The organism is Phycisphaerales bacterium (assembly GCA_029268515.1).
In the GTDB taxonomy this organism is placed as follows: Bacteria; Planctomycetota; Phycisphaerae; order Phycisphaerales; family SM1A02; genus JAQWNP01.
The window spans coordinates 1-25,479 of sequence record JAQWNP010000006.1 but is presented as its reverse complement, the minus strand read 5'-3'; the positions used below and the strand labels follow the sequence as shown (position 1 = coordinate 25,479).

Below are 25,479 nucleotides of genomic sequence, written 5' to 3'. Positions count from 1 at the left end.
GAAGCTCGTCTGTGAAAAAAAGAAGCCCCGTCGCTTAGACGGGGCTTCTGCTTTTTTGGTCCACAGTTACTTCTTGTAGTGCTTATGTTATTGAGTTGGTGGGTGGTGTATCTGAAGATGGTCTTTTAGAGGCACATCGTCAATAAACACAGGTGGAAGAAATTACGGAGCGGTGTTCGGTAAACTACTAAGTGGGCGGCGTACACCTTTGGAGTCAATTCGAGAAAGAGTTCCGTTTTCAAGGATTAATCCTTCGGCCTCTTCTGGATCAGCCCAATCGACATCGACACCAATGAGACGTTGATTGTCATCGATCCAAGTCACATCATCGACGACAGAGTGACCAACGACGATGTGCTTCGCATTGTGGCGCTGCAGAATTGACTGTAGTTGTGCATCTGTGGGCATTGGTCCAAAGTCAGTTGCATACTTGTCAAAGTAGCCGCGGTACCACATTGGGCCCTGCATATTCCATGCAAGTGAGGTGGGCAGATCAGTTTTATCTGGCCATTTCGGCGGCCCAAGCTGGCTTCGAATGAGATCATTAATCTGATCGGGTGTCAGTGTTAGGTCATTGAGCGCTGGTGAATAGCCTCCATGAACAAAAAGAAGCGGGCCGATGCGGGTCACCGTGTTTTGCGAGCGGAGCCAGCGGCCCATTTCTGATTGAGGCCCGTAGAGCTGGTCATAGGTCAGGCCGTAGCGGCCGCATAGAAAATGGTATTTCGGGTGCACATAGCGAAGATCACCGGCCATGATCATGGCCTCGTGATTTCCTAAAACGTAATGGACTCGCCCACCGGCGGCAGCGGCTTCACGTTGGAGGCGTCGAATCAGTAGAAGTGTTTCCGTGACTTTATCTCCACGATCAACGATGTCACCATTGAAGAGAAGATGCCCGTCTCCCCAAGTCCAGTCGCCATCCTGGTTGATCACGCCATTGCCCAAAAGAAAAGTAAACAGCGCCTGGTAGTTTCCCTCAATGTCGCTAATGACCAGCAATCGAGATGGCATATCCCAGGTAGCAGCTGGCGGTGAGACTGCATTTGAGTTCAGGTACATATCTGAAGCAGTATTCCCAGCAGCAGTGTTATCTTCAGCAGTCTTGTAAGGCAGGCGTTGTTTTTGTAATTGGCCTTCGCGGAAGCGAATAATGTCAACAGATCCATCATCACGCCAGAGTGCGTGAGGTCCATCAACAAGATCAGCTGTACTGGTTGACTGTGGCTCAATCTCGACAGCGATCAGCTGGCCATTGTTGTCTATAAATGTGACTTCAACGAGAGATCCGACGAGCGCGGGATGATCGAGAGTAAATTTTGTCTGGTCGGTGGCAATAAAGGTTTGGTTGCCTACTTGCCAAGGGCCGATCAGACCTTCTGGAAAGGATTTGATCTCCTCATAAGTCCGTTGAACAGGGACATTTTGCCCCTGGCTCACAGAAACGCCTATAAAGACGCAGCAAAGTAGGCTTGCAAGCAAAAAACGCATCAGGTAACTCCTTTGGTGTGCAGTTGGGGCATGGATAGTAGCAAGCACACCTACGGTTCATGGCAGATATTTATGAAAGGCTCTTCATGCACCAGAATCCCAATATCAATTATACAATTGACCGACCTGAGTTACCCATCACAGGGACGTGTGGGTTGATAAGGAGCTGGTCATGCTGAGCATCGTTCGAAGTCTACCTCTGGTGGCTGTTCTTTTTCTTATGGCTTCCACGACGGGGTGTAAAGAGCCAGATAAATCCACATTAGATTCCCAGTTGATAGATGCGTGTTCAAATGCCTCTGCAAGCTACGAGAGTATTGTACGTCTTCTAAAAGAAGGCGCGGATGTTCATGCGGTCAATCAAGTCGGTGGAACCCCGTTGTTGTTAGCATCTCAAACACATGAAAATTATCAAGTAGTCATAGCTCTCATTAGAGCTGGCGCCGATCCTCATACATCAACAGCTGATGGAATCACGCCTCTCATGCAGGCTGCCTTATACAACAAAAATCCAGAAGTGATCTCTAAGCTTCTAAGCCTTGGATCTTATGTTAATCAAGTTAATGATAAAGGTGTCAGTGCATTGATGTTTTCTTGTCTAGAGCCAAGTGTTGAAAAAGTGAAATTATTGTTAGACGCTGGTGCGGATATCAATGCGCAAAGCTACCGTGGTGTGACACCGCTGATGTGGGCAGCGATGGACAACAGTAATCCTGCTGTCGTGTCTGAATTGCTTAAAGCTAACGCTGATCCATATGTCATAGATGAACAAGGGAAGAGCGCTTTGGATTACGCCAAAGAGAATCCCAACATCTTCGAGACGAAGGCCTACTACGAACTCAAGGAGGCCAGCAGGGGGCGATGATTGTTGATCACCTGATCACGCGTGTGGAGCGAGGATTAGGATCACTGCCACTGTGATGGCCAGTACAACGATTGAAAAGGCGCCCATAGCGTAGATGCTGGCTTGTGAGGGTTTTTGGCTGTCACTCATGTGGCCACCGCCATGTCCTTGATGGCCGCTGTGATCTTGGTGTCCTTCATGACCACCTGATTGAGCGTGTCCTTGGCCATGATCCATCCCTTCCATGGCGTTTGGATCTTTCATCGAGCTCATGTCATGACCACTTGATGGAGCGTGTCCTTGGCCATGATCCATCCCTTTCATGGCGTTTGGATCTTTCATCGAGCTCATGTCATGGCCTGACTTACTCGACATTGCACTCATATCATGGCCAGCATGACTTGGCGTGCCACTCTCTTTACGAACCGTCATCATGCCATGCTTGAGATTTCGTGTGACCAACCACCAGTTCATTGGATAGGCACAGAGAAACCCTGCTACTAATGCCATTGACATAATGAACCAGAAGGCGACACTGCTGGGCATTTCTGAACCGGCGACTTGCGGCATCCAGAACTTTGAAACCAAGAGCATGCCGCTCATCAAGATGTTCATAGAAAAGAACTCGGGTATGAAGGTCATCTTGAGCGACTTTAGATAGTTACCCCCAGCCATATCACGCATTGCAAAAGCCTGGAAGAACAACCAACCAAAGGTAAACCCGAAAACGTACTCGAGCGTGATATTGATCGCCGGGTCCACATGAAGGAAGCTTGCGATGACGGCGCCTACAAAGATGCCGACGCCATCGCCGGCGGCGCAGTGCATTGTTGAGCCCAGGACTTGCCGCCATCTGGTTGCCACATATTGTTCATGCGTGTTAGGGAGCGGCTCTCGGCATCCCAGCACATAGAAGAAAGCTCCAAGTGGGCCCGTAAACAGTGTCAGAATGATAAATCCCCACCTCATTACATTTGCTTCGGGTGTGCGCCATATATCAATGGCTACAAATAGAAAGGAGATTGCAGTCAGAATAAACCACAGCAACATCACACCATCAAGCATTGGAGGTCTCCATTCATGGGTGGGCCAAAATCAGAGCAGTGCCACGGGCTAGGCTCATGGTATCAGTACAGCTAATCCAAAGGAACAGGTGCTCGGAGACAAGCCGCCATCACATGTTCATTAAGTCGGTTATTCTGGCTAAGGATGAGTAAGTCTATTTCAAATAGTCATTTGCTATTGCTTGATGGGGCCACAGGCACTGAACTGGATCGTCGCGGGGTCGATGTTGGTTTGCCGCTTTGGTCGGCCGGTGCAATGGATACGGCGCCAGAAGTGCTTAAGGAAGTTCACTTGGCTTACCTCAACGCTGGGGCTGACGCAGTAACCACCAACACGTTTCGTACGCATGAGCGATCATTGGCTAAAGCAGGCCTTGGTGATCGCGCTGAAGAATTGACGAAGAAAGCAGTTGTGATTGCCCAGGCAGCATGCGCTGAAGCTGGTAAGCAGGCTCTTGTGCTTGGTGGTGTGGCTCCATTGGAAGATTGTTACCGACCTGACCTCACCCCTGATCCGGAGACTTGCTACAAAGAACACAGTCAAATGATTCAGTACCTTGTCGATGGTGGTGTGGATTTGATTTGGATTGAAACAATGTGCGCAGCCCATGAGACTTTGGCAGCGGCGCAGGCAGCACAAAACATTGCTCCAGGGCGGTGGGGTGTGTGTTTTTGTTTCACATCGCAGGGGGCACCTGGTGTTCTGCTTGATGGCACACCAGTTGAACAGATCATTCCCGAGTTAGACAAAGCGACGGTCCTCGGCATCAACTGTATGTCCGCCACTATTCTGGCCGACCAGGTATCACACCTCCGCCATCTGGTGCCTGATGAGGTAGCGATTGCTGCGTACGGCAACGTGGGTTATGCCAATCCAGATGGTTCTTGGGTCATTACTGATGCAGTCGAGCCCGCCCAGTTTGCTGTCTATGCCAGGCAGTGGCATGATGCTGGTGCCAACTTGATTGGCGGTTGTTGTGGCACGACGCCGGAGACGATCCAAGCCATCAAGAAGGCCAATTTCCGCAACACTGATTAAGCATTTGGCCTCAGATCTCCTCCTGCCTCCTCTTTCTCTAAATCGATGGAGGGCCAAAAGTAGGGCATCCTGGCCCTTCTGGCAGCAGATAGGCTCTGTCAGGAAATATATAAGTTGTTATTTATATATGACTTAGACTATGTCAGGCCCATTATTCTGAGGCACAATGGGTAGGAGTAGATAGAGGTGATCAATATCATTACGGCAGCCCTTAATTGTTAATTGAGACTCGTTCTCATTAATAATTGAGAATGCGTCTCATTTGATCTTGATTCCATTCTGAATTACTCATACAACTTCTGATCTGCAGACGCTGCAGCGGAGTTACGAATACATATGTTCTAGGGAGGCAAGAGAAGTGCATCGGAAAATACTATTTATTGCAGCTGCCACAATCGGAAGTGTGACAGCTTCGGGCCTGGCTGATTTTTTTGTTGAAGCAGTTCCAACATGGCGGGGGGACGCCAACACTGCGTATTACAGTTGGGATACGTTCACTCAGGCTGGCCCCGGTGGTGTCAATTATCCATCACAGGGTTCATTCAGTCCTGCAGGACTAACAAACCATGGCGTTGGCGCGATTATTGCCGGTTCTGGCAATCTCTATGGCGCTGGAGGGGCTCTAGACATTGAGGTTGTCGCTGCCGGCAGCAACATTGCAGAGGCTGTTTTCAACGTTGCCACAGCTGGCACACAGATCGATTTCAGCACCGTCTCCCTGTCGCTCCAAATCGATGGTGGCCCCGGTTACAACGAGTTCATCGATGGTTCAACTCTTGCTCTTCTGAACTACCAAGATTCAGAGCCAGCCCCGGGACCTCCCGGCAACTTTTCGTACATCGATAACATCAGCTTCACTTTTGACCTTTCCGGTTACGGGAACGTGACTGCTTTGTCATTTGATTTTAAGTCTGAGACAGTGAATATGAGCCTTACTGATTTTGCAATGGATCTGCGTTTTACGCCCATTCCAGCTCCAGGTGCGCTGGCTTTGTTTGGCCTGGCCGGTTTAGCTGGTCGTCGCCGAAGGCGCGCTTGATTTGAGTGTGAAACTCCTATGAGATAGTCACATTGTCGACAGCCCCGCGAGGCTCAAAAAAGTTTCGCGGGGCTGTTTTTTCTCAATGGGAGCTGCCTATTCACGATCTGAATAAGTATTCATCAGCCGGGAGCGATCACTGGCAATCAGATGAATGATGCGGTCAAGCCAGTCGCAGATAACAATGGTTTTCGTAGTGAAGATTGAGGCGATTTACAATACAATATTGATCTCGACACCACACTATTAACAGGAGCAAGCCGCAATGGCTGAGACAAGTAAGCACCCCAATATGCCCCAGACCACTGGCTTTCATCTTAAGTTGAAAGAGGGTACGCAGGGCTTGCACGATCAAGCTGAATCTGGAGACTTTCAGGTTCGCATGGTGAACGGCGAGCTCACGAAGAAGGAGTTTGCGGCATTTCTCGGTCAGATGCGATGTGTGCATGCCGCACTCGATCCAGCAATTCAGGCTGCTTCCAGCGATGATCGAGTTGCGCATATTTTTGACGAATCGCATCTCCGTTTGCGAAGAATAGATCAGGATTTAGAAGATCTTTCCAGCACTGAACTTGCAGCACCTCTTCCAGCGACAGAGTCATTTGTTGGGTATATCAACGAGGCGAGCAAAGAAAATCCTGTCTCACTGATCGGTGTGCTCTATGTCAAAGAAGGCGCTACCAATGGCAATAAGTTTATTGCCAAAAAGCTACGAGCGACGATGGGTCTTGCACCTGATCAAGCGATGGGCTATCTCGATCCACATGGCGCCGATCAGCGGCGGTGCTGGAATGCATTCAAAGTGGCACTAAACGAGCTCGATCTAACTGAGCAGGAACAGGAAGATTGTGTCGCTGCGGCACAAGAAACATTTCGAATGGTGATTAATATTTCGAATCAGATACCGGTCGAAAAAGAGGTCGCTGCCACATAATTCCAAGTCCGATCAGGTCGTCATATCAATACGTACATCAGAGCAAAATGTGTAGATGCGTAAAGCATGGCTTGCCGCATCAAATTACGTATTGCCATTGCTCTCTTTGGCAAGGCCGCTGAGAGGACCAATGTGACTTTCATAATGACGGTACCGACCAGCTGAAGTGTCATATATCGGCTTATTTACCTGGTCATAACTGAGGGTCATGACGGTCCGTCCCGAATCGTAGAACTTAAGGCAACGATCGTCCCAGGGTAGGCCACAGAATTCGACAAGTTCTCGTGTCATGCGATCTTTATCCGCAACGACTTCTTCATAGTTCACTTCTATCCAAGGCATCGGTAGCACGGCCTTCCAATGCTCGATGAGGCGATCATTCTGTTCTATCGCCATGGCAATGCGATCAAGATCCATAAGTTCTGGATGCACGCGTGGAGAGAAGTTACCCATCAGGCAAGAGATGCCTACATCGCGTGGATCTCGACGCGTAAAGATAATCTTTGAATCAGGGAACAGCATCGCAATAAGCCCTAAGAGGCGTGCATTTTTTAGATTCTTATTGATGAATGTCGAAGGCAATGCATAACCGTGTTGCCCCAGTGAATTTTCGTAATTGGCAACCATTTTTTTACGATCTTCTAGTACGATGCCGCGCGCACATTTTGGCCAGGGTGACCAGGAACCGAGTAGTTTCTGGAGGTGCCTCGCCAATATGTCAATTTCCTTTGCTTCTCCTACGCCAGTGGCATCAGGATGCGCATCGAGAATCTGCTCAACCAGCGTCGTACCTGACCTTGGCATACCGGCAATGAAAACATGAGAACACTCACTGTCGATAGATCCATCTTGTTTCTGCAGCTGCTCTGCTGAAAACGTCTCGATGAGCTGGTCGATCTCTGCGATATATTGATCTTGATCAAAGGCAACATCGATCAGCGTTTTAGCATTCTTCGCATCAAGGAAAGCCGAATCATACTGACCCATGCCATCTAATATCTTGGCACGTTGTAGCAACAAGCGAGCTCGAATAGGCGCATTGTTGGGGTTTTCCATGTTGGGTAGGGAAAGGCCTTCATTAATAGCTTTAAGCGCGGCCTCGCGATCATCACTTTGTAGAAGGCAGCGTGCAGTCAACCAATTCAACTGTGGACTCTTGGTATTTTTATTGATTGACTCCAAGGCATTCAAACCGCCTTGCCAATCACCGTTGCGTTCCAAGACGTTGGCTTGGATTTCTCTTGCTGCAGTAGAGGACGGACTTTTGCTAAGAACGCGATCACACCATTCAAGGCTCTGCTGTGATTTGCCGAGGCTGCTATAGACTCTGGCCAGAAAGATCTCAATCTCTTCATTATCTGGCCGGAACTTTAGTGCGTGCAGGGCTGCATCTGCGGCCAGTGGATAAAGGCCTTGAGCATGCCGTACCTGTGCGACCGTCAAAGATGCTTGGGGATGATTTGGATCGTTCTTAAGAATCTCCTGGGCCATCTGCAAGGCCTTAACAAGATCTCCCGACCGAATAAGTGAGCGTAATTGATTGTCTACATCAGCGGGCCCTGGTGTATTCATCATTGCATCGAACTCCGAGTATGCTGGTCTTCGAATCAGAAATAATAGTGTAACTAGTTGCCTGCATTCAGTATTTTATGGCCGCAAAGATATGGATTTTTTAGGTTATGCCCGCATGAAGATCTGCTGTCCACCAAGAACTGAGCCAGTTCTAAGCCACGAAGAACCCAAATCGTTTCAAGGCAGCATGTTTCTCTTCATTTACAGTCTATTTCAATGGCTATAATTGACGACCAATGCAAAAAATCAATCGTACCTATCTTCGCTGGCTAATTGTTGCTGGACTCATTGAAGGCTGTTCAACACTTGTTCTCTTTTTTGTGGCCATGCCAATGAAGTACTATGCGGATATACCTGAAGCGGTGTCGATAGTCGGTATGATCCACGGTGTTCTCTTTATTTGGCTGGTGCTTATGTTTTGGTTTGGCCGTACGATTGTGCCGCTGCCAACAAATCTTATGTGGTTCGGTATAGCTGGCGCGGTGATCCCATTTCTGCCGTTTATTGTGGACATTCCACTGTACCGGATCCTTCGTGGGTCTCGTGATGAAGTCAGTGCTTAGTCATTTAGAGTTCCTCACTACCGATACCATGATGGACCTTAAAGAAGTTGTCGGGATCATACTTTCGTTTAATAGCAAGTAATCGAGGGTAGTTTGTGCCCCACATTAACTCCTGCCAATTTTCTAAAAAGAAGTCGGCTTCATTGGCGTATGAACCTGCATTCGGAGCGACTTCCCGGATAAGCGACATTGCCTTTGTGATAGCCTTGCTATGTTTGTCAGCTGCTTCCTCATCTGGTTCCATGCCAGGGACGCCAACATATTTATACTGTTGCTGATTGCCAAATAAAACAAGAGCCGCTGCATCGAAACAGTGGGGATGTAATGCAGTCTGTTGATCTCGAGCTCGTGCTTCGGCGGACTCGCCTGAAAGCCCCTTGTTAATCTGAAAAATGAAACCTGTGATACGGCTCGCATCAAAAAATGCTTGGACCATCTGTTCTCGCTGATGTCGCAGGGCATTGGTTGGGATCCACCAAGACTGATATGCGGTCCAATACGTTGAAACTTCGCCACCGTTTCCATGCCACCAGAATTGACCCTTTGGTGCATCAGGACGTAGATCATGGACAATAAAGTCGGGGTGCTCTTTATCCCAATATTCATAATTCCACATGTTCTTAAAGTCAGTCACCATGAACTTAAGATCAATTGTGAAATCTTCCGGTCTTTGGCGCAACTTGCTCAGGAAGATCTCCATCGCTGCCTTCGTCTCTTGCGCAGTCTTATTCAGGGACACAAGATTGAAGCTCATTACATTGTTTGAATCAAAGTGAACAGATTCGCCCCAGTGTGGGTTGTCGAGTGCTTTGAGATAAAATGCGACGAATTCATCAATCAGTTCTTGATAAGCGCGATCAGAGGACGCTTTTATCTCACCCGTGATCAAGCCAAATGACTTTGGAATGGAATGAGACAATAGTGTCACACGAGAAACGATCCCGAAGGTGCCTCCACCTCCACCACGAATTGCAAAGTACAAGTCTGGCTCCTGGTACTCGTTGACCACGCGCACTTGGCCATTAGCTGTTACCACTTCGGCCTCTAAGATGGAACCAGAACCGGTGCCGAACATTTTTGAGAACGATCCGAATCCGCTTCCGAAAGTGAAACCTCCGCATGCGCCGACGCTGGTGCATCCACCACCCTGAACATATCGACCTGATTTAGTAGCAGCTTGGTAGGCTTCGAGCCATCGGGTACCAGCTTCGACGGTCATTGCATAGACGGGGGCAGTCCCCTGAGGCGCTCCAGTTGGGACAAATGCTTCGTGCATTTTGATGTCGCGCATCTCATGCGTCCAGACAAGCAGTGAATCCGGTGCACAGTTGCGACCGAGGTAGTCATGGCCCGTACCTTTGATGACAAGTTTGATCTTATGTTCACGCGCGAAATTAACAGCTTCTACAATATCTTTGGTACTCGTTGCTTTCACTGCATACGGGCTTGCAACAGCTGTCCAAGCGTTGAACCAGCCGGTTGACTGGAACGAGCCGGGTTGCTCCTCATTCCAAAAGGGATTTTTAAGGAGTTGGAAAATTTTCTTGGTTGCGTTGATCCAAGGCAGTTGCGTTCTAATCAGTCGGTTCCCAACTCGCTTATTCAGTGCATCCCAATCTGCTTTGGGCGGCCAATGGCGTTTCGTTAAAGAGTTGCTGATTGTCCAGGCAAACGATTTTGGTACGGCAAGTAATCCACCGCCAATCACAATTAATGAATTTATAAAACGCCGTCGTGAGTACTTATTGTTTGTCATTGAGATAGGACTCCGTAGCATCTGTTCACAAGTGTTCTGGCCGTAGCAAGTGTTGTAGCTAATGACCGAAAGGCCATTACGATACTACTTGGCATTTATCTTTTCGTTTGTCCACACAACGTCAAGTGCAGCAATTTGACCATCAGAAAAAGCGGTAAATAAATCTGCTGCACGAAGCAGGGGAGCGCCTTGCTGATCAATCCAAGTTCCATCTACAAAGAGATAGCCGTCATTGAACTGGGCTGTGGCATTCTCAATTTGAAACGATGCTGTTTCGATTTCTTTGTAAAGTCTTTCGAAGAATGCAGCGGGTGTCAGTTCAAGAGTCTGGTCAATCCGCCTATCTCGAATGATGACTTTGGCGTTCGAGGCAAACGCGGCGCAGAGTGCGATGTGATTTCTATCGCTAAATGCAGTTGAATATTCTGCAAAGGTTTTTCCAAAGGCAGAGCCAGAATCATTACCGATAGCGACTAGATTTATGGGATTCATATCTCAGAGTATAGATAGCCCAGCTGCCGATGCTGGCGTTCGATCACTTTGATTCCTGTTATTTGGTAATCATCACTCGATCAGGAAAGTGGAACAGCTTTCGAAAGCCGGGTGCCATTTGCATCTTCGATTTCAATCCATAGTGAACTGTCGTTTGGAATAGTGCTGGGGCACTCAACGTGGGCATGCCAATGATCACCTTCATTGTCCGCCTTTGTCTTTAGTGAGTCCTCGCCAGATTGAGTCCCAAACCAAAGCCTAAGAGCTTTTATCTCGTCCGCGTTCGCGGCAGTAATTTCAACATGAAGTTCTGCATTAGCAGTCACTGTTCCTTCTATGGAAATGACCAGCTGATTCCCCGCAATATCAATTGTTTTGGAAATGGCATCTGCGTGGTCGTGACTGTGATCATCTGCGTGGTCGTGGCCGTGATCATCTGCGTGGTCGTGGCCGGGATCATCTGCGTGGTCGTGATCAGAAGTCGCTGCCTGACCCTGTGTACTGTTTGAATCCTTCTTGGCACAGCTCGTCATCGCAAAAGACAAAGCACATACGGCAAAAAGGGCGAGTGGTGTGCGACTGTTCATAATCTGGCGTTCCTTCTTAAACAAATTTGAATTGTCTTGCCCGACGGTGAATGACCCTCAAACAAGCAAGGGTATTCAGACCAAGGTTCTATATTGATGGGCTGTGACTGTCAAGGCGATTAGTATGCTCATCGGGATTGTGATTAAGAGATGAGCCTGAAAAAATAAGTGAGTAACCAGCGGGCACTACAATAAGGTTCAATATGGTTGATGTCACAAGACCTCCTAGTGTGACAATAGCGAGTGGGGCAAGCAATTCGCTGCCAGGTAATCCAACGGCTAATGCTAAAGGAAGAAGGGCGAGTGCAGATGCAAGGGCGGTCATGAGAATCGGTACCAAGCGTTCCATTGAACCACGCAGGATCGCATCATCGAAAGAAACATTTTCTCGTGTCATTAAGTAGTTGTAGTGGTTGATCAGCAAAATGCCATTTCGAACAGAGATTCCAAAGAGTGTGATAAATCCAACCATGCTCGCGATTGATATGACCGGTGCGACATAGGATCCGCCAAATCCAATCAGCCCCATTAAGTTTGACCAGGCGCCACCACCTTCAGTCAGCAAGATGGCAATGATGCCTCCAATAAGCGCCAGAGGCATATTAAGCATGACTAACAGTGCTGCACGAATGGAGCCGGTTGAAATTTGGAGCAACATGAGCATCACAATTGCGACAATGAATCCGAGAATCAAAATGGTCTTGGTTGCAGATTGTTGCGCTTCAAACTGGCCACCATAAGTCACAGTAAAACCGGCATTTTGTACGATTGGATCGATGCGTGTTTTAACCACAGCGACTAAATCGCCAAGGTTGGAGTCCGCTGCAACATTCAGCGAAACGACGGCTTTGCGTTGGGCATTCTCGCGCGTAATGAGATTGCTTGATCTTTCAAGTCCGATGTCTGCCACGTCACGTAAACGAACGATGGCGCCATCACGACCTTTTAGTAGTAAATTTCGAACCTGCTCAATGTTTTCGCGTTGAGAGGGATCAAGTCGAACAACAAGATCATATTGTCGGATTCCTTCGTTTACTTTATCTACAACTTCGCCATACAAAGCCTCTTGTACCTGTTGAGCAGCATCAGCCGGACTTAATCCTACAGCAGCAAGTTGGGCATGTCGGTATCGAATTGGTAGAGATGTGATCATGACTTCACGATTTGCATTGACTTCACGTGCGCCAGGTACTGTTCGTAGCTCAGCTTCGACTTGTTTTGCGACACGCCTAAGCAGATTCAAATCTTCACCGAATATGTTGATGGCAATGGCCGCTGGTGTTCCAGAAAGAAGGTGGCTAAGCCGGTGTTCGATGGGCTGTCCAACCATCGTGGTAATGCCAGGAATTGCTGCCAAGACCTCATCAATTTTGGTGCGCACAGCCTTCTGGCTACTGTCTGGTAGTAAGGTCACTTCGATTTCGGAGCTACTGACAGGTTCAGCGTGCTCATCCCGTTCAGCGCGACCGGTTCGCCTAGCCACAGTCTGAACACCCTCAATGTTTGCTAGTTGCTTTTCTACTTGGCTTGCAAGGCGATTGCTCTCCACAAGTGAAGTGCCCGGTGGTGAAAAAAGAAAGACCGTAAATGTACCTTCATTAAACGAAGGCAGAAATGAAGATCCAAATGTACTGGCGAGCAAGAGGCTCACCACAATCGCAAGGCCAGCACAACCGAGTACCCAAATGCGTACGCGAAGTGCCCATTCCAAGACGGGTGTGTAGATTTTTTTCAAAAAGTGAATCAACCATGAATCATCATGGTGTTTGAAATTGTGTCCACGTTTGAGAAGGATCTTGCAGAGTGCTGGTGTGAGGGTAAGAGCCACCAATAATGAAGCGAGAATAGAGACCATATAGGTCAGGGCAAGCGGCCGAAAGAAACGCCCCTCTATCCCTTGAAGAAAGAGCAGTGGTAAGAAGACCATGACAATAATGATGGTGGCAAAGACCATTGCCGGACGAATTTCATTACTTGCATCAAAGATCACCTGTGTGAATCGGCGCTGGCTTTGCTCTGGTAGGGCACTGTTCTGTTTGAGCCGTCTGAACACATTTTCCACATCGATAATGGCGTCATCAACCAACACGCCAATTGCGATAGCAAGGCCTCCTAAAGCCATGACATTGAGGCCCATACCTAGACTGTCCATCACAAGTAGCCCAACAGCCAATGAAACAGGAATAGCTGTCAAGGTGATCAGCGTTGTGCGGACATTCATCAGAAAGAGAATAAGCACGATGGCGACAACGATGACAGCTTCGATCAGCACATCGGTGACATTGCCTACCGCGCGATTAATAAAGTTGGATTGTCGAAAGACCTCACGATTAAGAATCATTCCCTGTGGAAGGTTGAGTTCAAGTTGTGTGAGTAATTGATCTACTTCATTTGTGAGCGCAAGCGTATTTGTTCCAGGCGACTTTTGTATTGAAACAATGACTGCAGGAACTCCAGACTCCGATGCTTCGCCTCTCTTAAGCGCAGGTCCGAGTCGAACATCAGCAACCTGGCCAATGGTCACAGGCGCTCCATCGTGATATTTAATAATCGTTTCAGCAATATCTCTGTCGCTTGTCACGCGACTTTGTTGCCGAATCGGAATCTCCATATTGCCGACATTCGGGAGATATCCGGCACTCGCCGTGCTATGGGCCCCGCCAGCTGCTTGGACAACATCTGAGATGGTCAGGTCGTATAGGCGAAGTCTTTCTTGGTCAACATTGACTTGATATTCAGGAAGTTCACCACCAATGGCAACAACCTGTGCCACACCGGGTACTGCCAGAACTTTGTTACGCAGATCGAACTCCGCATATGCACGTAGTTGAAGTGGGCTTATTTCGCCTGTCGGTGAAGACAATGAAACAAGCATGATCTCGCCTGCAATCGAGGTGATTGGCATGATGAAGGGTTCGATGTTCGGCGGAAGCATCTCTCTGACTGTGGCAAGCCGCTCTGAAACAAGTTGTCGTGCGTCGTAGAGGTTGGCACCCCAATCAAGATCTACCCAGACAATTGATAACCCAGTGGCACTGGCACTACGAACACGACGAACGCCACTCATTCCATTGACAGCAGATTCAATTGGAAAGGTGACGTATTGCTCAACTTCATCTGCAGCTAAGCCGCCAGCCTCTCCCATAATGATGACCGTGGGGGCATTCAGTTCAGGAAAAACATCGACGGCCATCTGAGGCAGACGCCATGCAGCGTAAGCCGTGATTAAGATCGCCGCGATCACGATCAGTGAAGCGTACCGCAGCGAAAAGGCTATAAGTGCCCGTAGCATTAGTTAGTGTTCTCCCTCATGGAAGGTGCCATCGGCATGGAAGTGTCCACCTTGCTGGATGGTGCTACTTGACGCCAACAGAAGTTGAAAACCACCATCAAGTACGACTTCATCACCATCTCTGAGTCCACTTAATACAGTGACCCAGCGTCCATCATCGATTCCAATATCCGCCTCTATTCGAATCGCAACATTCGGATCATTTGGATCTCTTCTGAAAATCACTGGTGCCATGCCGTCTTGTTGTACCGAAGCGAGTGGTATTGAGAGTTCAGGGGCCGTCGTTGCATCGGTCACAATCTCTAGTTGTGCTGATACGCCTGCTCGCGCCCAAGGAGCCAACTGCTCTGGTGTGACGTACAAATCGATGGTTCGCTCATTCGGATCACCGGTGAGTCCGAGTCTTAGAATTCCAGACATTGTGCTGTCATAGGGCACAGAGGTTCCGGTAGCGGTTGGCGTTGGTGGTACGATGCGAGCCTCGAGGCCATCCTGCAGAACACCCAGATCAGTCTGGAGGCCTGATGCATGAAAGCGGAGTCGTGTTGGCTGTACGACGGTCAATACTTTGGTTTGTTCATCAGCCCATGCACCATTCGTCAGGTCTATCGATGCCACAACACCTGATGTAAGAGACGGCACTTCAATGGTCTTGATGGTGCGCCATAGTGGGGGTGAATTGGCTTCTTGACTAGTTGGTGTCACGAGAGCCACTCTTGTTTGTCCGAGAAGCGATGCAGCGGTGTCAATTGAAAATTCGAATTGTGCTTCAGCTGCTTTAAGTTGGCCGTTTGTCCGTGCTTGAGAAGCCTCAAGCTGTGCATCTGTTTCTTCAAGCTCAGCGAGTTCCGCCTCTGCGGTAGCCATCGCAGCGCGTGCTGCGGTGAGTTCAGTCATGGTGCCGCCGCCGGCTTCACGTAGCTTCTCAAGCTTACTGACCCGTGTCTGCCAAAGATCAACACTTTTCTTCAGACTCGTTTCATGGCGTTCGTGCGCGGCAAACAAGGGGCCAAATGTAGCAAGAGTTGTTTTAGATTGAACAACCGCTGAGTCTGCTTCTGCAATTGTCTGTTGTATTTCACGCCATTGTGGCGAGTCAATACGATACAAGGGCGTACCAATCTCAACGGCTTCAAACTGGGTCACAAGAAGCTCGATACGCCCCGATAACATTGTTCGGTATTCTCTCGTTGCGTTGGGGAGATACTCAAATTTACCTGGCGCCCGAAGCGTATTTTCAATGCGGCGGCGCTCTGCCTTGGCAAATGTGATACCAAGATTAGATCGCACCGCTGGTGGTATCGCGATTCGATTGCTTGGTGAAGCGGTCTTCTCGTCAGATTTTGCATTCTGATTTTGTTGGGCTTGATCAGAATCTTTTGTGCCACATCCGATCAAAGTTAGGGCCAACATGCAAAATATTAAGACTGTGCTGGCATATCTATGAAGATTATTCATGGATTGTCTCCAGGCGCTAAGGTACGGGGACCTGTCGTATTGTGATCGAACTCATTATTAGGCCCAAGAATCTGTACTACGGTGATCGCAGCATCAAGCTGTTCAGCCTGCAATCTGATGAGCTCTTGCTTTGTCCGCAATGTTCTATTGACTGTCTCAAGTAAGACGAATATATCCAACTCTCCAAGTGCAGCAATACGCTGAATGTCCTGAGCTTGTGCCGCTAATAGCGGAATAACTTCTTCCCCATAGCGATCTCTTTGCTTGCGTTTAATGTTCAGTGAATATTCGGCGGCAGCCAGTTGCCGAGTAATCTCTGAGAATGTTACTTCTGCCGCTGCACGGGCAACTTCTCTTTCAGCATGCGCCCTGGCAATGGGGGCGCGATTGGCATTGAGTATAGGTAGTGGTACTGAGAGGCCAAACATAACTCGCTGATCGTTAAATTGAGTTCCATACCCAGACCCAATGACGATGTCTGGGAACTGCTTTGTAATTTCAAGACGAAGTGTATTTTCAGCTGTTTGATACCGAGCAAAGTACATCGCCAGTGTTGTATTAGAACTAATTAATCTTGCAGTGACATCATCGACTTCAGGTGTTGTCATTTGAGGAAAACCCGGCGTCATAAACACCAATGCTCCAGTCGGAAGTCCAATTAACTGAAGAAGTGCTATTTCAGATTCAACAATTTTCAGATCAAGTGCGCTAGCCTGTACATACATATCTGCAACTTGTATGCGAATAAGGCGCCGCTGAACTCGATTTAGTTCACCACTCGATTCAAGATGATCAGCAATGGCATCAATTCGCTCAAGTTCTTCGATGGTCTCCATGAGCAATTCAGACTGCGCTTGAGATGCTGTCCACATCGACCAGTGGCGACGCACATTCGCACGCGTCCGCCACTCAAGATCAGCAATGGTATGTAGCTCGGCTTCATATGCGGCACTGGCGAGGTCTTTTTCGACGCCGAGTCTTCCCGAGAGAGGTATGGTCAGGCCAAGCATGAAGCCATATTCGAGAATCGAAGTGGGAGAAAACACTTTGGCACCGTCAAAACCGAAAACCGGGTCTTCCCAAAGGCCAGCTGTTTCTCGCGTTGCCAGTGCCACACCCGCTTCAAGGCGAGCGATACGAAGATCGGAGTTATAGAAAAGGGCGAGCACTTCAGCTTCCGCACAGGAGATGCCGTCATTCAAATCAAATTGTGCTGGTACATCTGAACCAGAATCACGGAGTTGCTTCGTGAATTCAGAGATGGGTTCAACATCAAACAGTCTCGCGTTGAATCGTTCTTCATATGCATCAAGATCGATAGGCACGCGCTCATATGACTGGCAGCCAATTAATAGAGCGAATGCAAACAGCAGGTGTATTGATAGACACCAAAAACGCGACAATATCGAATAGAGCAAACGACTCAAGACAAGTCTCTCTTGTCAAAATTACAAAAACATAGCACCCACATGGCAGTTGCCATGAGATTAGACAGTTGTCCTATGTCTCTGTTTAGATGATTAGTCGCGTCGTTTTAATACGAGTGATGCGTTTTAGACCACCAGGATCTTCTTTGAAGATTGATGCATGCTCGTTCTGATAGAAGGCCTCGACTGGATCTTGCCTTAGTGCAATGATCGCAGGAAGTGGTGGTAAGTCTACGATAGGTTTCGCTTGGGTTCGCTGATGCGTAAGCAATACGATCAGTGGTAGTTCGAGGTCAGTGCAGCAGCCATTGCTCTGATCATCATCTGTCGATGTAGGTTCAGGCCACTCAGTGTGATGTGAGTGGTGGACATGATGCGAGTGGTGAGCATGATGTGACTCGTCAGAATGCCCTGAACAAACTGTTTCACATCGCTCGACAATTTGTGATGTGTCATGTTCATGGCCGCCCCCAAGACAGATCAGCGCACTGTCTTTAAGGCCACCAAAAATCCCTTGAAGGGCGATGGCGGCCAGGAGAATAAGGGTAGTGAGTCGAGGATTCATTGCAGGAAGTCTACCAGACGATTGAGTGGTATTGCCCAAACAATATATTAGGTTTGGTATCAGTTCCGAGAACTATAGGCCTCATCACTGTTGTAGCCATATTAGCGGTACTGATAGCAAGAACTGAACCGACGGCCAAAGTGTGTATTTGTTTGTAAAACAAATACAACGTGATTGCCCTTTTCCTGTGGGTACATGCTCTAAAGAGAACGGTCCTAAGTGAATAGCGCCCGTTGCCTTCTTGGCGGGCGGCTAATCCACTTAGAACCGTCTCAAAATCATTGCATAGTGCAATCTATGTTATGGCGATGGCATTACTTCTTGGTGACGGTAAATGTTCCTGTTTTAAGGTCTTGGACGCCAGCGATGATCTTGAGGTCACCCTTCTCGACTGCTGCTGCGAGGACGGGGGAGCGAGCGATCAGCTGTTGGATGCCCTTGTTGGCGTTGCAGATGATTGCCTTTTCTTCATAGGCCGCCAGATCATCCGGATTCGCATCGAGTGTACAGGGAACGATAATCTGGTCGATGAGCATGGGGAGCGAACCTGGAAGCTGGTCCGTCTTATTACGCATGGTGATTGCGGTCTGAACGGCGCCACAACTTGAGTGGCCCATGATTACGATCAACTTCGAACCCAGGACAGCGACCGAAAACTCGAAGCTAGCAACGATTTCTGGGGTGATGATGTTGCCCGCGACACCGTTCACGAAAAGGGCGCCAAGTGGTTGGTCGAATACGATTTCTGGAGCAACCCGAGAGTCAGCACAACGAACAATAGCGGCGAAAGGCGCTTGCCCAGCTGCAAGAGCAGGTCGAGCTGATGGAGGATTCTCGGATTTCGACCGATTTTCTAAGTATCGCTTATTGCCATCCATCAAGGCCTTGATTGCCTCGTTTGGTGTTGATGGTTCGCTCTGAATCGCGGCATCCCGCAGCGTTGTGGTTGTGCTTGCGGGTGCTGTAAGTGCCAGTGAGATTCCAGCAATAAGAGCTACTGCGGATACTGCGATTAGCTTCTGTGTTCTTTTTTCGAGCATGTCTCTTCTTTCTTTTTTATCCAAAATTGTGATTTGAAATGAGGTCGATTACTTCAAATTACTAGTGTACTGAGGTTTGATAATTGTCGCTAAGATGGGGAGATGATCAAAATGATCTAAGCACATTGTTTGCAATGATTTGCAGTTTTATTGGCAGTTCATGGCTGTTTGTTGGACACACAAATAGCTCATTTTTGCTGGTTGGTACATAAGAAAGAGAGGTGTCTTCGGAACCCGCCATTCTGTCTGAGTTGTGTCTAAGCCGACCTTTAAAATGCTGTTGTGATTGAACGAGTTGTCGTTGTTTTTTGGAATCTTAATGAACAGGCCACTGCTCTCTATTTAAAAAGAGAGAGCAGTGGTGAGACGTCTATTCACTGTCTTATCAGAATTAGTCTGTGTTATCTTTTACACGTTGGCTGACACTTGGTTTCTTTGTCCAACTCAGCTTATGAAGGTGTCCATTAAGTGACATACCTTGGAGAGAGGTGGTTAGAGTCCGATCTGTGACAACTTGAGCCATCTGGCTTATTGTTACGGTCTTTTGTCATAGATTTGTCCCCTGGTTCTAAGATGTGACAATGAGTTAAGAACTGATCAGTAACCTCATAAATTGGGATAGCCACAAAAATGCAAACGAAGAAGTTTGATTACGAGAAACTTATCATCGTGGTTTTTTGCCTGGGGATGAGCTCAATTGCTCTGGGGCAGGGGGGACCTGATGGGCCCCGGTTTCAAGACATTCCCATCCATGATCAGTTTGATGCTGACAAGAACGGCAGACTTGATGTAGAGGAACGCAAGCTGGCGCGCGAGGCGCTATCTGGTATGGAGCGACGGACAAGACGAGCGCGGCCTGACATGCATCAACAAGAGGAGAATCGTATTCGTCCACAGGACGATCCTAATCAAATCAAAGTAACCAATGATGATGTGTTGCACTTCAAAGACAAGGGTCTCTACGACATCGATGCTCTGCACACTCTGTTTATTGAATTTCCAAATTCTGACTGGCATGATGAGCTGGTTGAGTTTCACGGGACAGATGCTGAAGTGCCCGGAAAACTTATGCTCGACGGCCAAACAATCGGTGAAGTTGGTATCTCTTATCGTGGCAATACTTCATTTGATGCACCAGAAAAGAAGTCGTTCGGCATCTCAGTTGACGCATACAAAGATGATCTTCGCCTCAAGGGATACAAAACGCTTAATCTACTGAACGCCAACGGTGATCCGACTTTGATGAGAGAAGTGCTCTTCTCGAATATCGCTGGAGACTATATTCCAGCACCAAAGGCCAACTTTGTAAAAGTCGTTGTTAATGGAACCTATCTTGGCATCTATAGCAATGTGCAGCAGATCAATAAGGAGTTCACGAAGGAGCAATGGGGGAGCAAGAAAGGCATTCGCTGGAAGGTTCCTCCTGACTTCTCGGGTGATGGTGCATTGCGCTATCTGGGCGATGACATCGAGTTATACAAGGATGGATATGAATTGAAGACCGGATCTGCAGATGATGCAGACTGGGAAAAGCTCGTGGAGCTCTGTTGGGTGCTTCGTGAAACCCCGGATGAAGAACTTAAGACAGTTTTGCCGCTGTACCTTGACGTCGACGCGGTGATTTGGTTCCTGGCGATTGACAATGTCTTTATGGATTCAGACGGCTATTACAGTCGAGGCAGTGACTACTACATCTATAAGGATAAGGATGACCTGTTTCACCTCGTCCACTATGACAACAACGAGACATTTGGTGGTGGACATGGTCGTGGCGGCCGTGGCGGTCCTGGCGGCCAAGGTGGTCCTGGTGGCCAAGGTGGTCCTGGCGGCCAAGGTGGTCCTGGTGGCCGTGGTGGTCCTGGTGGCCAAGGTGGTCCCCCGGAAGGTTTTCCCCCAGGGGGTATGGGCGGCCCAACAAACGAGCAAGAGATCATCAAACAATTTGATAAGGATGGTGATGGTGAACTCAATGAGACCGAGCGGCAAGCCTTTCATGAGAAAATGAGAGAACAGCGCGGTCAGATAGGTGGTCGTGGCGGCCGTGGTGGTCGTGGCGGCCGTGGCGGCCGTGGCGGCCGTGGTGGTCGTGGTGGTCGTGGCGGCGACAGTATGACGCAGGCCCCATTGGCATTCCAGAATGATGTTGCAATTCGGCCGGTGATTGCACGAATACTTGCAGTCAAAGAATGGCGCGATCTTTATCTTCAACGAGTCAAGCTGCTCGCAACAGAGGAGCTCAACTGGGAGAAGCTCAGTCTTAGAGTTAACCTCTGGAGAGCGCTTCTTGCAGCAGATGTTGATAAGGATCCATTCCTTGATGGGCGCAACTCATTTGAGGCAAGTCTTGATGGCCCTAATCAATCACTGAAGACTCTCTCTGAGCAGCGCCGTAAGTTCATTCTCGAACATGAATCATTCCAGCCAGCGGTTTCTGAAGACGGCTCGAAAACAAACAAAGTGGATGGTGAAGTGCCTGTGCAATGAGATCACTCTTACACTTTTTTGTGGTTCCTTTTCGATGAGCGATCTTTAATCCAGAATATCTTGCAAGTCTGGTATAACCCGACCAAGCTGGTTTTTGAAAATAAGAGTTTTCGTATGGGTTGCAACCATGATGCCGACGAGAATCAGATCGCTTCCATCGGAACTCAGTTTCATAATGGGTCCGCCAGACATTCCACCAATGATCTCATCTCCGGCAATATGTTGGAATGTTAATACGACTCCATTGATGGAAGTAATTTTTCCTTGGCTCAGACGGAATGCATCTTTCCAGAATTCTTCAGGGGTACCAGGAATCGGTTTGGTGTAATCGATTGAATCTGGAACAACAATGCCACCGATGAAAATGATGTCTCCAGCACTTGCTTGGCCAATCTTTGCAGGCCTGCTCGGCTTGTTTCTGTATTTAAAACGGTCGGTGGGCGGAAGTTCAAGTATGGCCCAGTCATTTTCCGTATTCTCGTAGATGGTCTTCTGGTCGCTATAGACGTCGTCATACAGGGCTCTGAAGTGGAGTGGTGGACCTATCGCAAGGATCGTTGGTGTAAAAATGCCGCCTCGAAAATAACTTGAAAGTTTTGTCTGTTCACCTGACCATTCAATGGCATGTTGTGTGGTGATGGCGATGTTCTTATTCAATAATGTTGCTGTACTGGTGACGCCGTCAGAACTCACAACATGTAAACAAAGATCACGTGCTCGTTCTGAAAGTTCCGGAGCAATGTGCAATGGTTTTCTTGTGCAACCTGACAAACAGGCTATGACAAGTATGCACAACAGACTATCTTGTAAGGCTCGTGAGATCTTAATGCAGTTGTAGCGTGATTTTAAATTCATAGAGCGAACTAATGTTAACAAAGTGCTCCGCTAGTTACCATTCAATATTCAATCAAACAATCGGGATCGAGACCGGGGCCAAGGAAAACCGCTCAGCAGAATTGCGTCCATCACAAGAGCTGGTACGGCGATAATCATGACGTAGCAGCACGAATGAAGTCTCACATAGTCCAGTTGCCAAGCAGGCTTGCCCTCATAGGTCCGGCGCCGTGGCTGCTGCTGAAATTTCATGACCCAAGTTTAAGAAAGTCGATACCCGACAGGTATTCCAAATATCTAGATATGGCCTTGGCACAATGCAAACAGAGAAATTCGATATGAACAGTTGGTGTCTTTGTATTCCAACATTAAATAGACCTGATGTATTAGTTAAGTCAGTTAGACAAGCTGTTCAACAAACACGCCCTCCAGGGCAAATTGTAATTGTAGATGCAAGTGATGATTGGGAATCAACTTGTCAAAAAATACAGGAATTGATTCCAGACTCATTGTCTATTGAGCTGCGCTATGTCCCATGCAACATTCGCTCGTCAACCACACAAAGAAATTTAGGTACTGACAATTGCACGCAGGACGTCATTTTTTTCTTTGATGATGATGCATATATGCATCATGACTGTGCCGAAAAAATTATGAGTATTTATGATGCAGATCATGAAAAAAAAGTAGCAGGCATAGCGGGAAAGCATATATCACAAGATCCAACGGCGCAAGACAGTTCAAACATTGCGAGCAAAAACCAAGTTGGCCAAAGTAGAAATATTCAAACGTATCTTGTAAGTAAATTTCGGAAGTCGTTTTTTGGTCGATGGTTTATGAATAAAGTTCTGTTTCATAGTATGGGCGATTTATTCATTATGTATGATGAGCCAAGGGCAAGAGATATCCCACAAGAGCTCAAAGGTTTTGGTGTAACGCCAGCGCCGTTTTTGCATGGTTTTGCAATGACTGTACGAAAAGAGATCGCAATCAAAGAGCCTTTTGAACCAATGCTGCGTTATTACGCGGCCTTCGAAGATCTTGATGCGAGCTATCGATACGCTAAACATGGACTTCTATTAAATTCTAATAATGCAACCGTACACCACTTCGAAGCTGCGGGAGGTCGCATTAAGAGAAAAACAGTAATCGTATTTCAACTGTTAAATATGCTTGTCTTCTTAAAGAAAAATGCGTCGCAGCCAAATCAGTGGACTAGAAGATATAAGTGGATGCTGCGAAGAAGGCTCTTCGGAGAATTCATAAAAGACACCATGACACGAAGGTTTTCTTATCCACAAGCATCAGGTGTGTTCTTTGTTATGCGTCGTTGGCGCAAAGTCTGGAACAAAGATGCGCCAGAGCTGACTGATTGGTATCCCCAATTTCAGAAAGAAATACTGGAGAGAAACATTCGTTGACCTTGTCTTTAGTGTGGTGGTTGTTGTTTGTCCACATATAATGAAAAGATGTCCGGCCCCGCATGCAACGGAGGAAACGGTTCAATGATCAGTCCTACTATTTGGCGTGAAGTTCGACGTCGGCTGAAAGACCCGCTCGTGCATGCGTCGTTCTGGCCAGGTCTGGTCGCAGTTGTGGTGTGGATTTTGGTGGCGAACAAAATGAACCATTCCTGGTTGTGGTTGCCCGTCATCTCGTCCGCCGTGGCAGGCTCTTTATTGGCGGTGACTGGAACACGTTGGATCTTCATGGACAAATGGAAGATAGGCAGTGGGTTGTGCGGTTCTTGTGGATATAACCTTTGCCACATTGAACGGCGCTCCGAGCCCTGTCCTGAATGTGGCGCTTCGGGGGTGGCCCGTGCGCAGATATCGAAGCTGGTTCGAGTCGCGGCCCAAGTACCCGGCATCCTACTTCTCATGGCTAGTTTATTTTTTCTGTGGGTCACGTATCTAATGGCTTTCCTCATCAGCCAAGGGGCCTTTGTATGAGCCACAACGCTACGCGTCATGGAATCGATGGAACTCTGAACTCGGTCATAAACCGCTCAGCTGTGCGTCGACTTTCTTAGCCGAGCACGATGAGCGAAGGGTTGGGGTGGTACATTGGGTGAATCAATTGATCTCAGGAGTTCCAAGATGTCTACGATTGCGATTATTGGATACCGAGGGTCTGGGAAAACATCCATTAGTGAATGGATTGCAGAGTGTCTTGATATGCCATGCATCGATGCTGATGATCGGGTACTGGAACATGTCGGTGGATCGGGTCAATCTGAGTGGGATGAAGAGGATGAGGCGCGTTGGCGAAAGGCGGAAGCGGAGATTGTTCCGTCGCTGCTCAAGGAGGATGCCGTCGTTTCAATGGGAGGCGCTTCTCCGATGCCAGAAGTTGTCAAGGAAGCACTGAAACAGGTGTCGCTGGTCATTCACTGCATTGCTGATGAGCAAACAACGTTGGCCAGGATCGAAAAGGGTAAGGATCGCCCGATGACACATGCGATGTTGCATGCCGATGCGCTGCAAGTAAGAAGCGAACGTCTTGAGATCTATGATTCGGTCGCAACCCATGAACTCGATTCAAATGGGGGTCTCGCCTCTGTCGTACCACGCATTGAGGCATTGCTTGAGAATCGACTTCAAAGCGAGTGAAGGGGATCGAACCGGCTAGGACACTCAACCCCTCTGCATAACAAGCAGAGGGGTTGTTCTTTAGTATTGAAGATTGTGCAAGTCCCTCAAAGGCACATCTATCACTACGAGTTCACCCGTGACTGGTAGAATCTTGAGCAGGTACTGTTTGAGAAATTAGGAAGTCACACGATGAAATAAGAGGGCAGTTTCTAATGGAATATAAAATTACGGGAAGTAAATCAAAATTATCTAAAGCATATGTTTCTTTTCGGTGTCCAGTATGTACTACGAGTTTGAAGAGTCCGCTTGCTGAGGCTGGTAATATTGAGACCTGTCCAAAATGTCACAAGCAGGTAGAAGTGCCAGGAAAATCTGACTATGAACGTCTGCTTTCCGAAAAGAAT

The 25,479-nt window shown here is 48.0% G+C and carries 22 protein-coding genes; 10 read left to right on the top strand and 12 right to left on the bottom strand.

Going from position 1 to position 25,479, the window contains the following annotated elements; genetic code table 11:
• Positions 1 to 162: 162 nt before the first annotated feature.
• Positions 163 to 1,491 carry a metallophosphoesterase gene (locus tag P8J86_03010; GenBank protein MDG2053655.1) on the bottom strand — a complete coding sequence of 443 codons (1,329 nt, stop codon included), beginning with the start codon at positions 1,489 to 1,491 and terminating at the stop codon, positions 163 to 165.
• Between the two features lie 172 nt (positions 1,492 to 1,663).
• Between P8J86_03010 and P8J86_03005 the strand changes: the two genes are divergently transcribed.
• On the top strand, positions 1,664 to 2,356 hold the full coding sequence (locus P8J86_03005; GenBank protein ID MDG2053654.1) for an ankyrin repeat domain-containing protein: 693 nt from the start codon (positions 1,664 to 1,666) through the stop codon (positions 2,354 to 2,356).
• A 15-nt stretch (positions 2,357 to 2,371) separates the two neighbouring features.
• On the opposite strand, the gene P8J86_03000 is transcribed toward P8J86_03005, so the two are convergent.
• Complete coding sequence (locus tag P8J86_03000) at positions 2,372 to 3,400, bottom strand: DUF4396 domain-containing protein (GenBank protein ID MDG2053653.1); 1,029 nt, start codon at positions 3,398 to 3,400, stop codon at positions 2,372 to 2,374.
• A 144-nt stretch (positions 3,401 to 3,544) separates the two neighbouring features.
• Between P8J86_03000 and P8J86_02995 the strand changes: the two genes are divergently transcribed.
• The 3 genes from P8J86_02995 (at position 3,545) to P8J86_02985 (ending at position 6,411) form a co-directional block, all read left to right on the top strand.
• Positions 3,545 to 4,438, top strand: coding sequence for a homocysteine S-methyltransferase family protein (locus tag P8J86_02995; GenBank protein ID MDG2053652.1), 894 nt, complete (start codon positions 3,545 to 3,547; stop codon positions 4,436 to 4,438).
• 358 nt (positions 4,439 to 4,796) lie between these two features.
• Positions 4,797 to 5,477 carry a hypothetical protein gene (locus tag P8J86_02990; protein MDG2053651.1) on the top strand — a complete coding sequence of 227 codons (681 nt, stop codon included), beginning with the start codon at positions 4,797 to 4,799 and terminating at the stop codon, positions 5,475 to 5,477.
• A 265-nt stretch (positions 5,478 to 5,742) separates the two neighbouring features.
• Positions 5,743 to 6,411 carry a biliverdin-producing heme oxygenase gene (locus tag P8J86_02985; protein MDG2053650.1) on the top strand — a complete coding sequence of 223 codons (669 nt, stop codon included), beginning with the start codon at positions 5,743 to 5,745 and terminating at the stop codon, positions 6,409 to 6,411.
• Between the two features lie 84 nt (positions 6,412 to 6,495).
• Here the strand turns inward: P8J86_02985 and P8J86_02980 are convergent, their stop codons facing one another.
• A complete protein-coding gene (locus P8J86_02980; protein MDG2053649.1) occupies positions 6,496 to 7,986 on the bottom strand; it encodes a sulfotransferase in 1,491 nt (496 codons plus the stop codon).
• Between the two features lie 233 nt (positions 7,987 to 8,219).
• Here P8J86_02980 and P8J86_02975 point away from each other — a divergent pair, with 233 nt between their 5' ends.
• Positions 8,220 to 8,546, top strand: coding sequence for a DUF3817 domain-containing protein (locus P8J86_02975; protein MDG2053648.1), 327 nt, complete (start codon positions 8,220 to 8,222; stop codon positions 8,544 to 8,546).
• A gap of 4 nt (positions 8,547 to 8,550) precedes the next feature.
• Here P8J86_02975 and P8J86_02970 read toward each other — a convergent pair whose 3' ends face one another.
• The 8 genes from P8J86_02970 to P8J86_02935 all read right to left on the bottom strand — a co-directional run bounded on the left by P8J86_02970 (position 8,551) and on the right by P8J86_02935 (position 19,163).
• On the bottom strand, positions 8,551 to 10,302 hold the full coding sequence (locus tag P8J86_02970) for an FAD-dependent oxidoreductase (protein MDG2053647.1): 1,752 nt from the start codon (positions 10,300 to 10,302) through the stop codon (positions 8,551 to 8,553).
• Between the two features lie 84 nt (positions 10,303 to 10,386).
• On the bottom strand, positions 10,387 to 10,794 hold the full coding sequence (locus tag P8J86_02965) for a hypothetical protein (protein ID MDG2053646.1): 408 nt from the start codon (positions 10,792 to 10,794) through the stop codon (positions 10,387 to 10,389).
• 80 nt (positions 10,795 to 10,874) lie between these two features.
• A complete protein-coding gene (locus P8J86_02960; GenBank protein ID MDG2053645.1) occupies positions 10,875 to 11,381 on the bottom strand; it encodes a hypothetical protein in 507 nt (168 codons plus the stop codon).
• An 88-nt stretch (positions 11,382 to 11,469) separates the two neighbouring features.
• On the bottom strand, positions 11,470 to 14,673 hold the full coding sequence (locus P8J86_02955) for an efflux RND transporter permease subunit (GenBank protein MDG2053644.1): 3,204 nt from the start codon (positions 14,671 to 14,673) through the stop codon (positions 11,470 to 11,472).
• Positions 14,674 to 14,676: 3 nt separating this feature from the next.
• Positions 14,677 to 16,131: a hypothetical protein gene (locus P8J86_02950; protein ID MDG2053643.1), complete on the bottom strand. Its 1,455-nt coding sequence runs from the start codon at positions 16,129 to 16,131 to the stop codon at positions 14,677 to 14,679.
• Positions 16,128 to 17,558, bottom strand: coding sequence for a TolC family protein (locus tag P8J86_02945; GenBank protein MDG2053642.1), 1,431 nt, complete (start codon positions 17,556 to 17,558; stop codon positions 16,128 to 16,130). Before P8J86_02945 ends, P8J86_02950 begins: the two co-directional genes overlap by 4 nt.
• Positions 17,559 to 17,643: 85 nt before the next feature.
• Positions 17,644 to 18,123, bottom strand: coding sequence for a hypothetical protein (locus P8J86_02940; GenBank protein MDG2053641.1), 480 nt, complete (start codon positions 18,121 to 18,123; stop codon positions 17,644 to 17,646).
• Between the two features lie 314 nt (positions 18,124 to 18,437).
• Entirely contained in the window at positions 18,438 to 19,163 is a 726-nt protein-coding gene (locus P8J86_02935; GenBank protein ID MDG2053640.1) for a carbonic anhydrase, read from the bottom strand.
• A 630-nt stretch (positions 19,164 to 19,793) separates the two neighbouring features.
• Here P8J86_02935 and P8J86_02930 point away from each other — a divergent pair.
• Positions 19,794 to 21,647, top strand: coding sequence for a CotH kinase family protein (locus P8J86_02930; GenBank protein MDG2053639.1), 1,854 nt, complete (start codon positions 19,794 to 19,796; stop codon positions 21,645 to 21,647).
• A gap of 45 nt (positions 21,648 to 21,692) precedes the next feature.
• Here the strand turns inward: P8J86_02930 and P8J86_02925 are convergent, their stop codons facing one another.
• Positions 21,693 to 22,502 (bottom strand): hypothetical protein, encoded by an 810-nt coding sequence (locus P8J86_02925; GenBank protein MDG2053638.1) that lies wholly within the window; start codon positions 22,500 to 22,502, stop codon positions 21,693 to 21,695.
• A 317-nt stretch (positions 22,503 to 22,819) separates the two neighbouring features.
• Here P8J86_02925 and P8J86_02920 point away from each other — a divergent pair, with 317 nt between their 5' ends.
• The 4 genes from P8J86_02920 to P8J86_02905 all read left to right on the top strand — a co-directional run.
• On the top strand, positions 22,820 to 23,902 hold the full coding sequence (locus P8J86_02920) for a glycosyltransferase (GenBank protein MDG2053637.1): 1,083 nt from the start codon (positions 22,820 to 22,822) through the stop codon (positions 23,900 to 23,902).
• A gap of 84 nt (positions 23,903 to 23,986) precedes the next feature.
• A complete protein-coding gene (locus P8J86_02915; GenBank protein ID MDG2053636.1) occupies positions 23,987 to 24,433 on the top strand; it encodes a hypothetical protein in 447 nt (148 codons plus the stop codon).
• Positions 24,434 to 24,580: 147 nt separating this feature from the next.
• The gene (locus P8J86_02910) at positions 24,581 to 25,093 is read left to right on the top strand and encodes a shikimate kinase (GenBank protein MDG2053635.1); all 513 of its coding nucleotides are present in this window, start codon (positions 24,581 to 24,583) and stop codon (positions 25,091 to 25,093) included.
• Between the two features lie 194 nt (positions 25,094 to 25,287).
• A partial coding sequence (locus tag P8J86_02905; GenBank protein ID MDG2053634.1) for a hypothetical protein occupies positions 25,288 to 25,479 on the top strand: 192 nt, incomplete at its 3' end.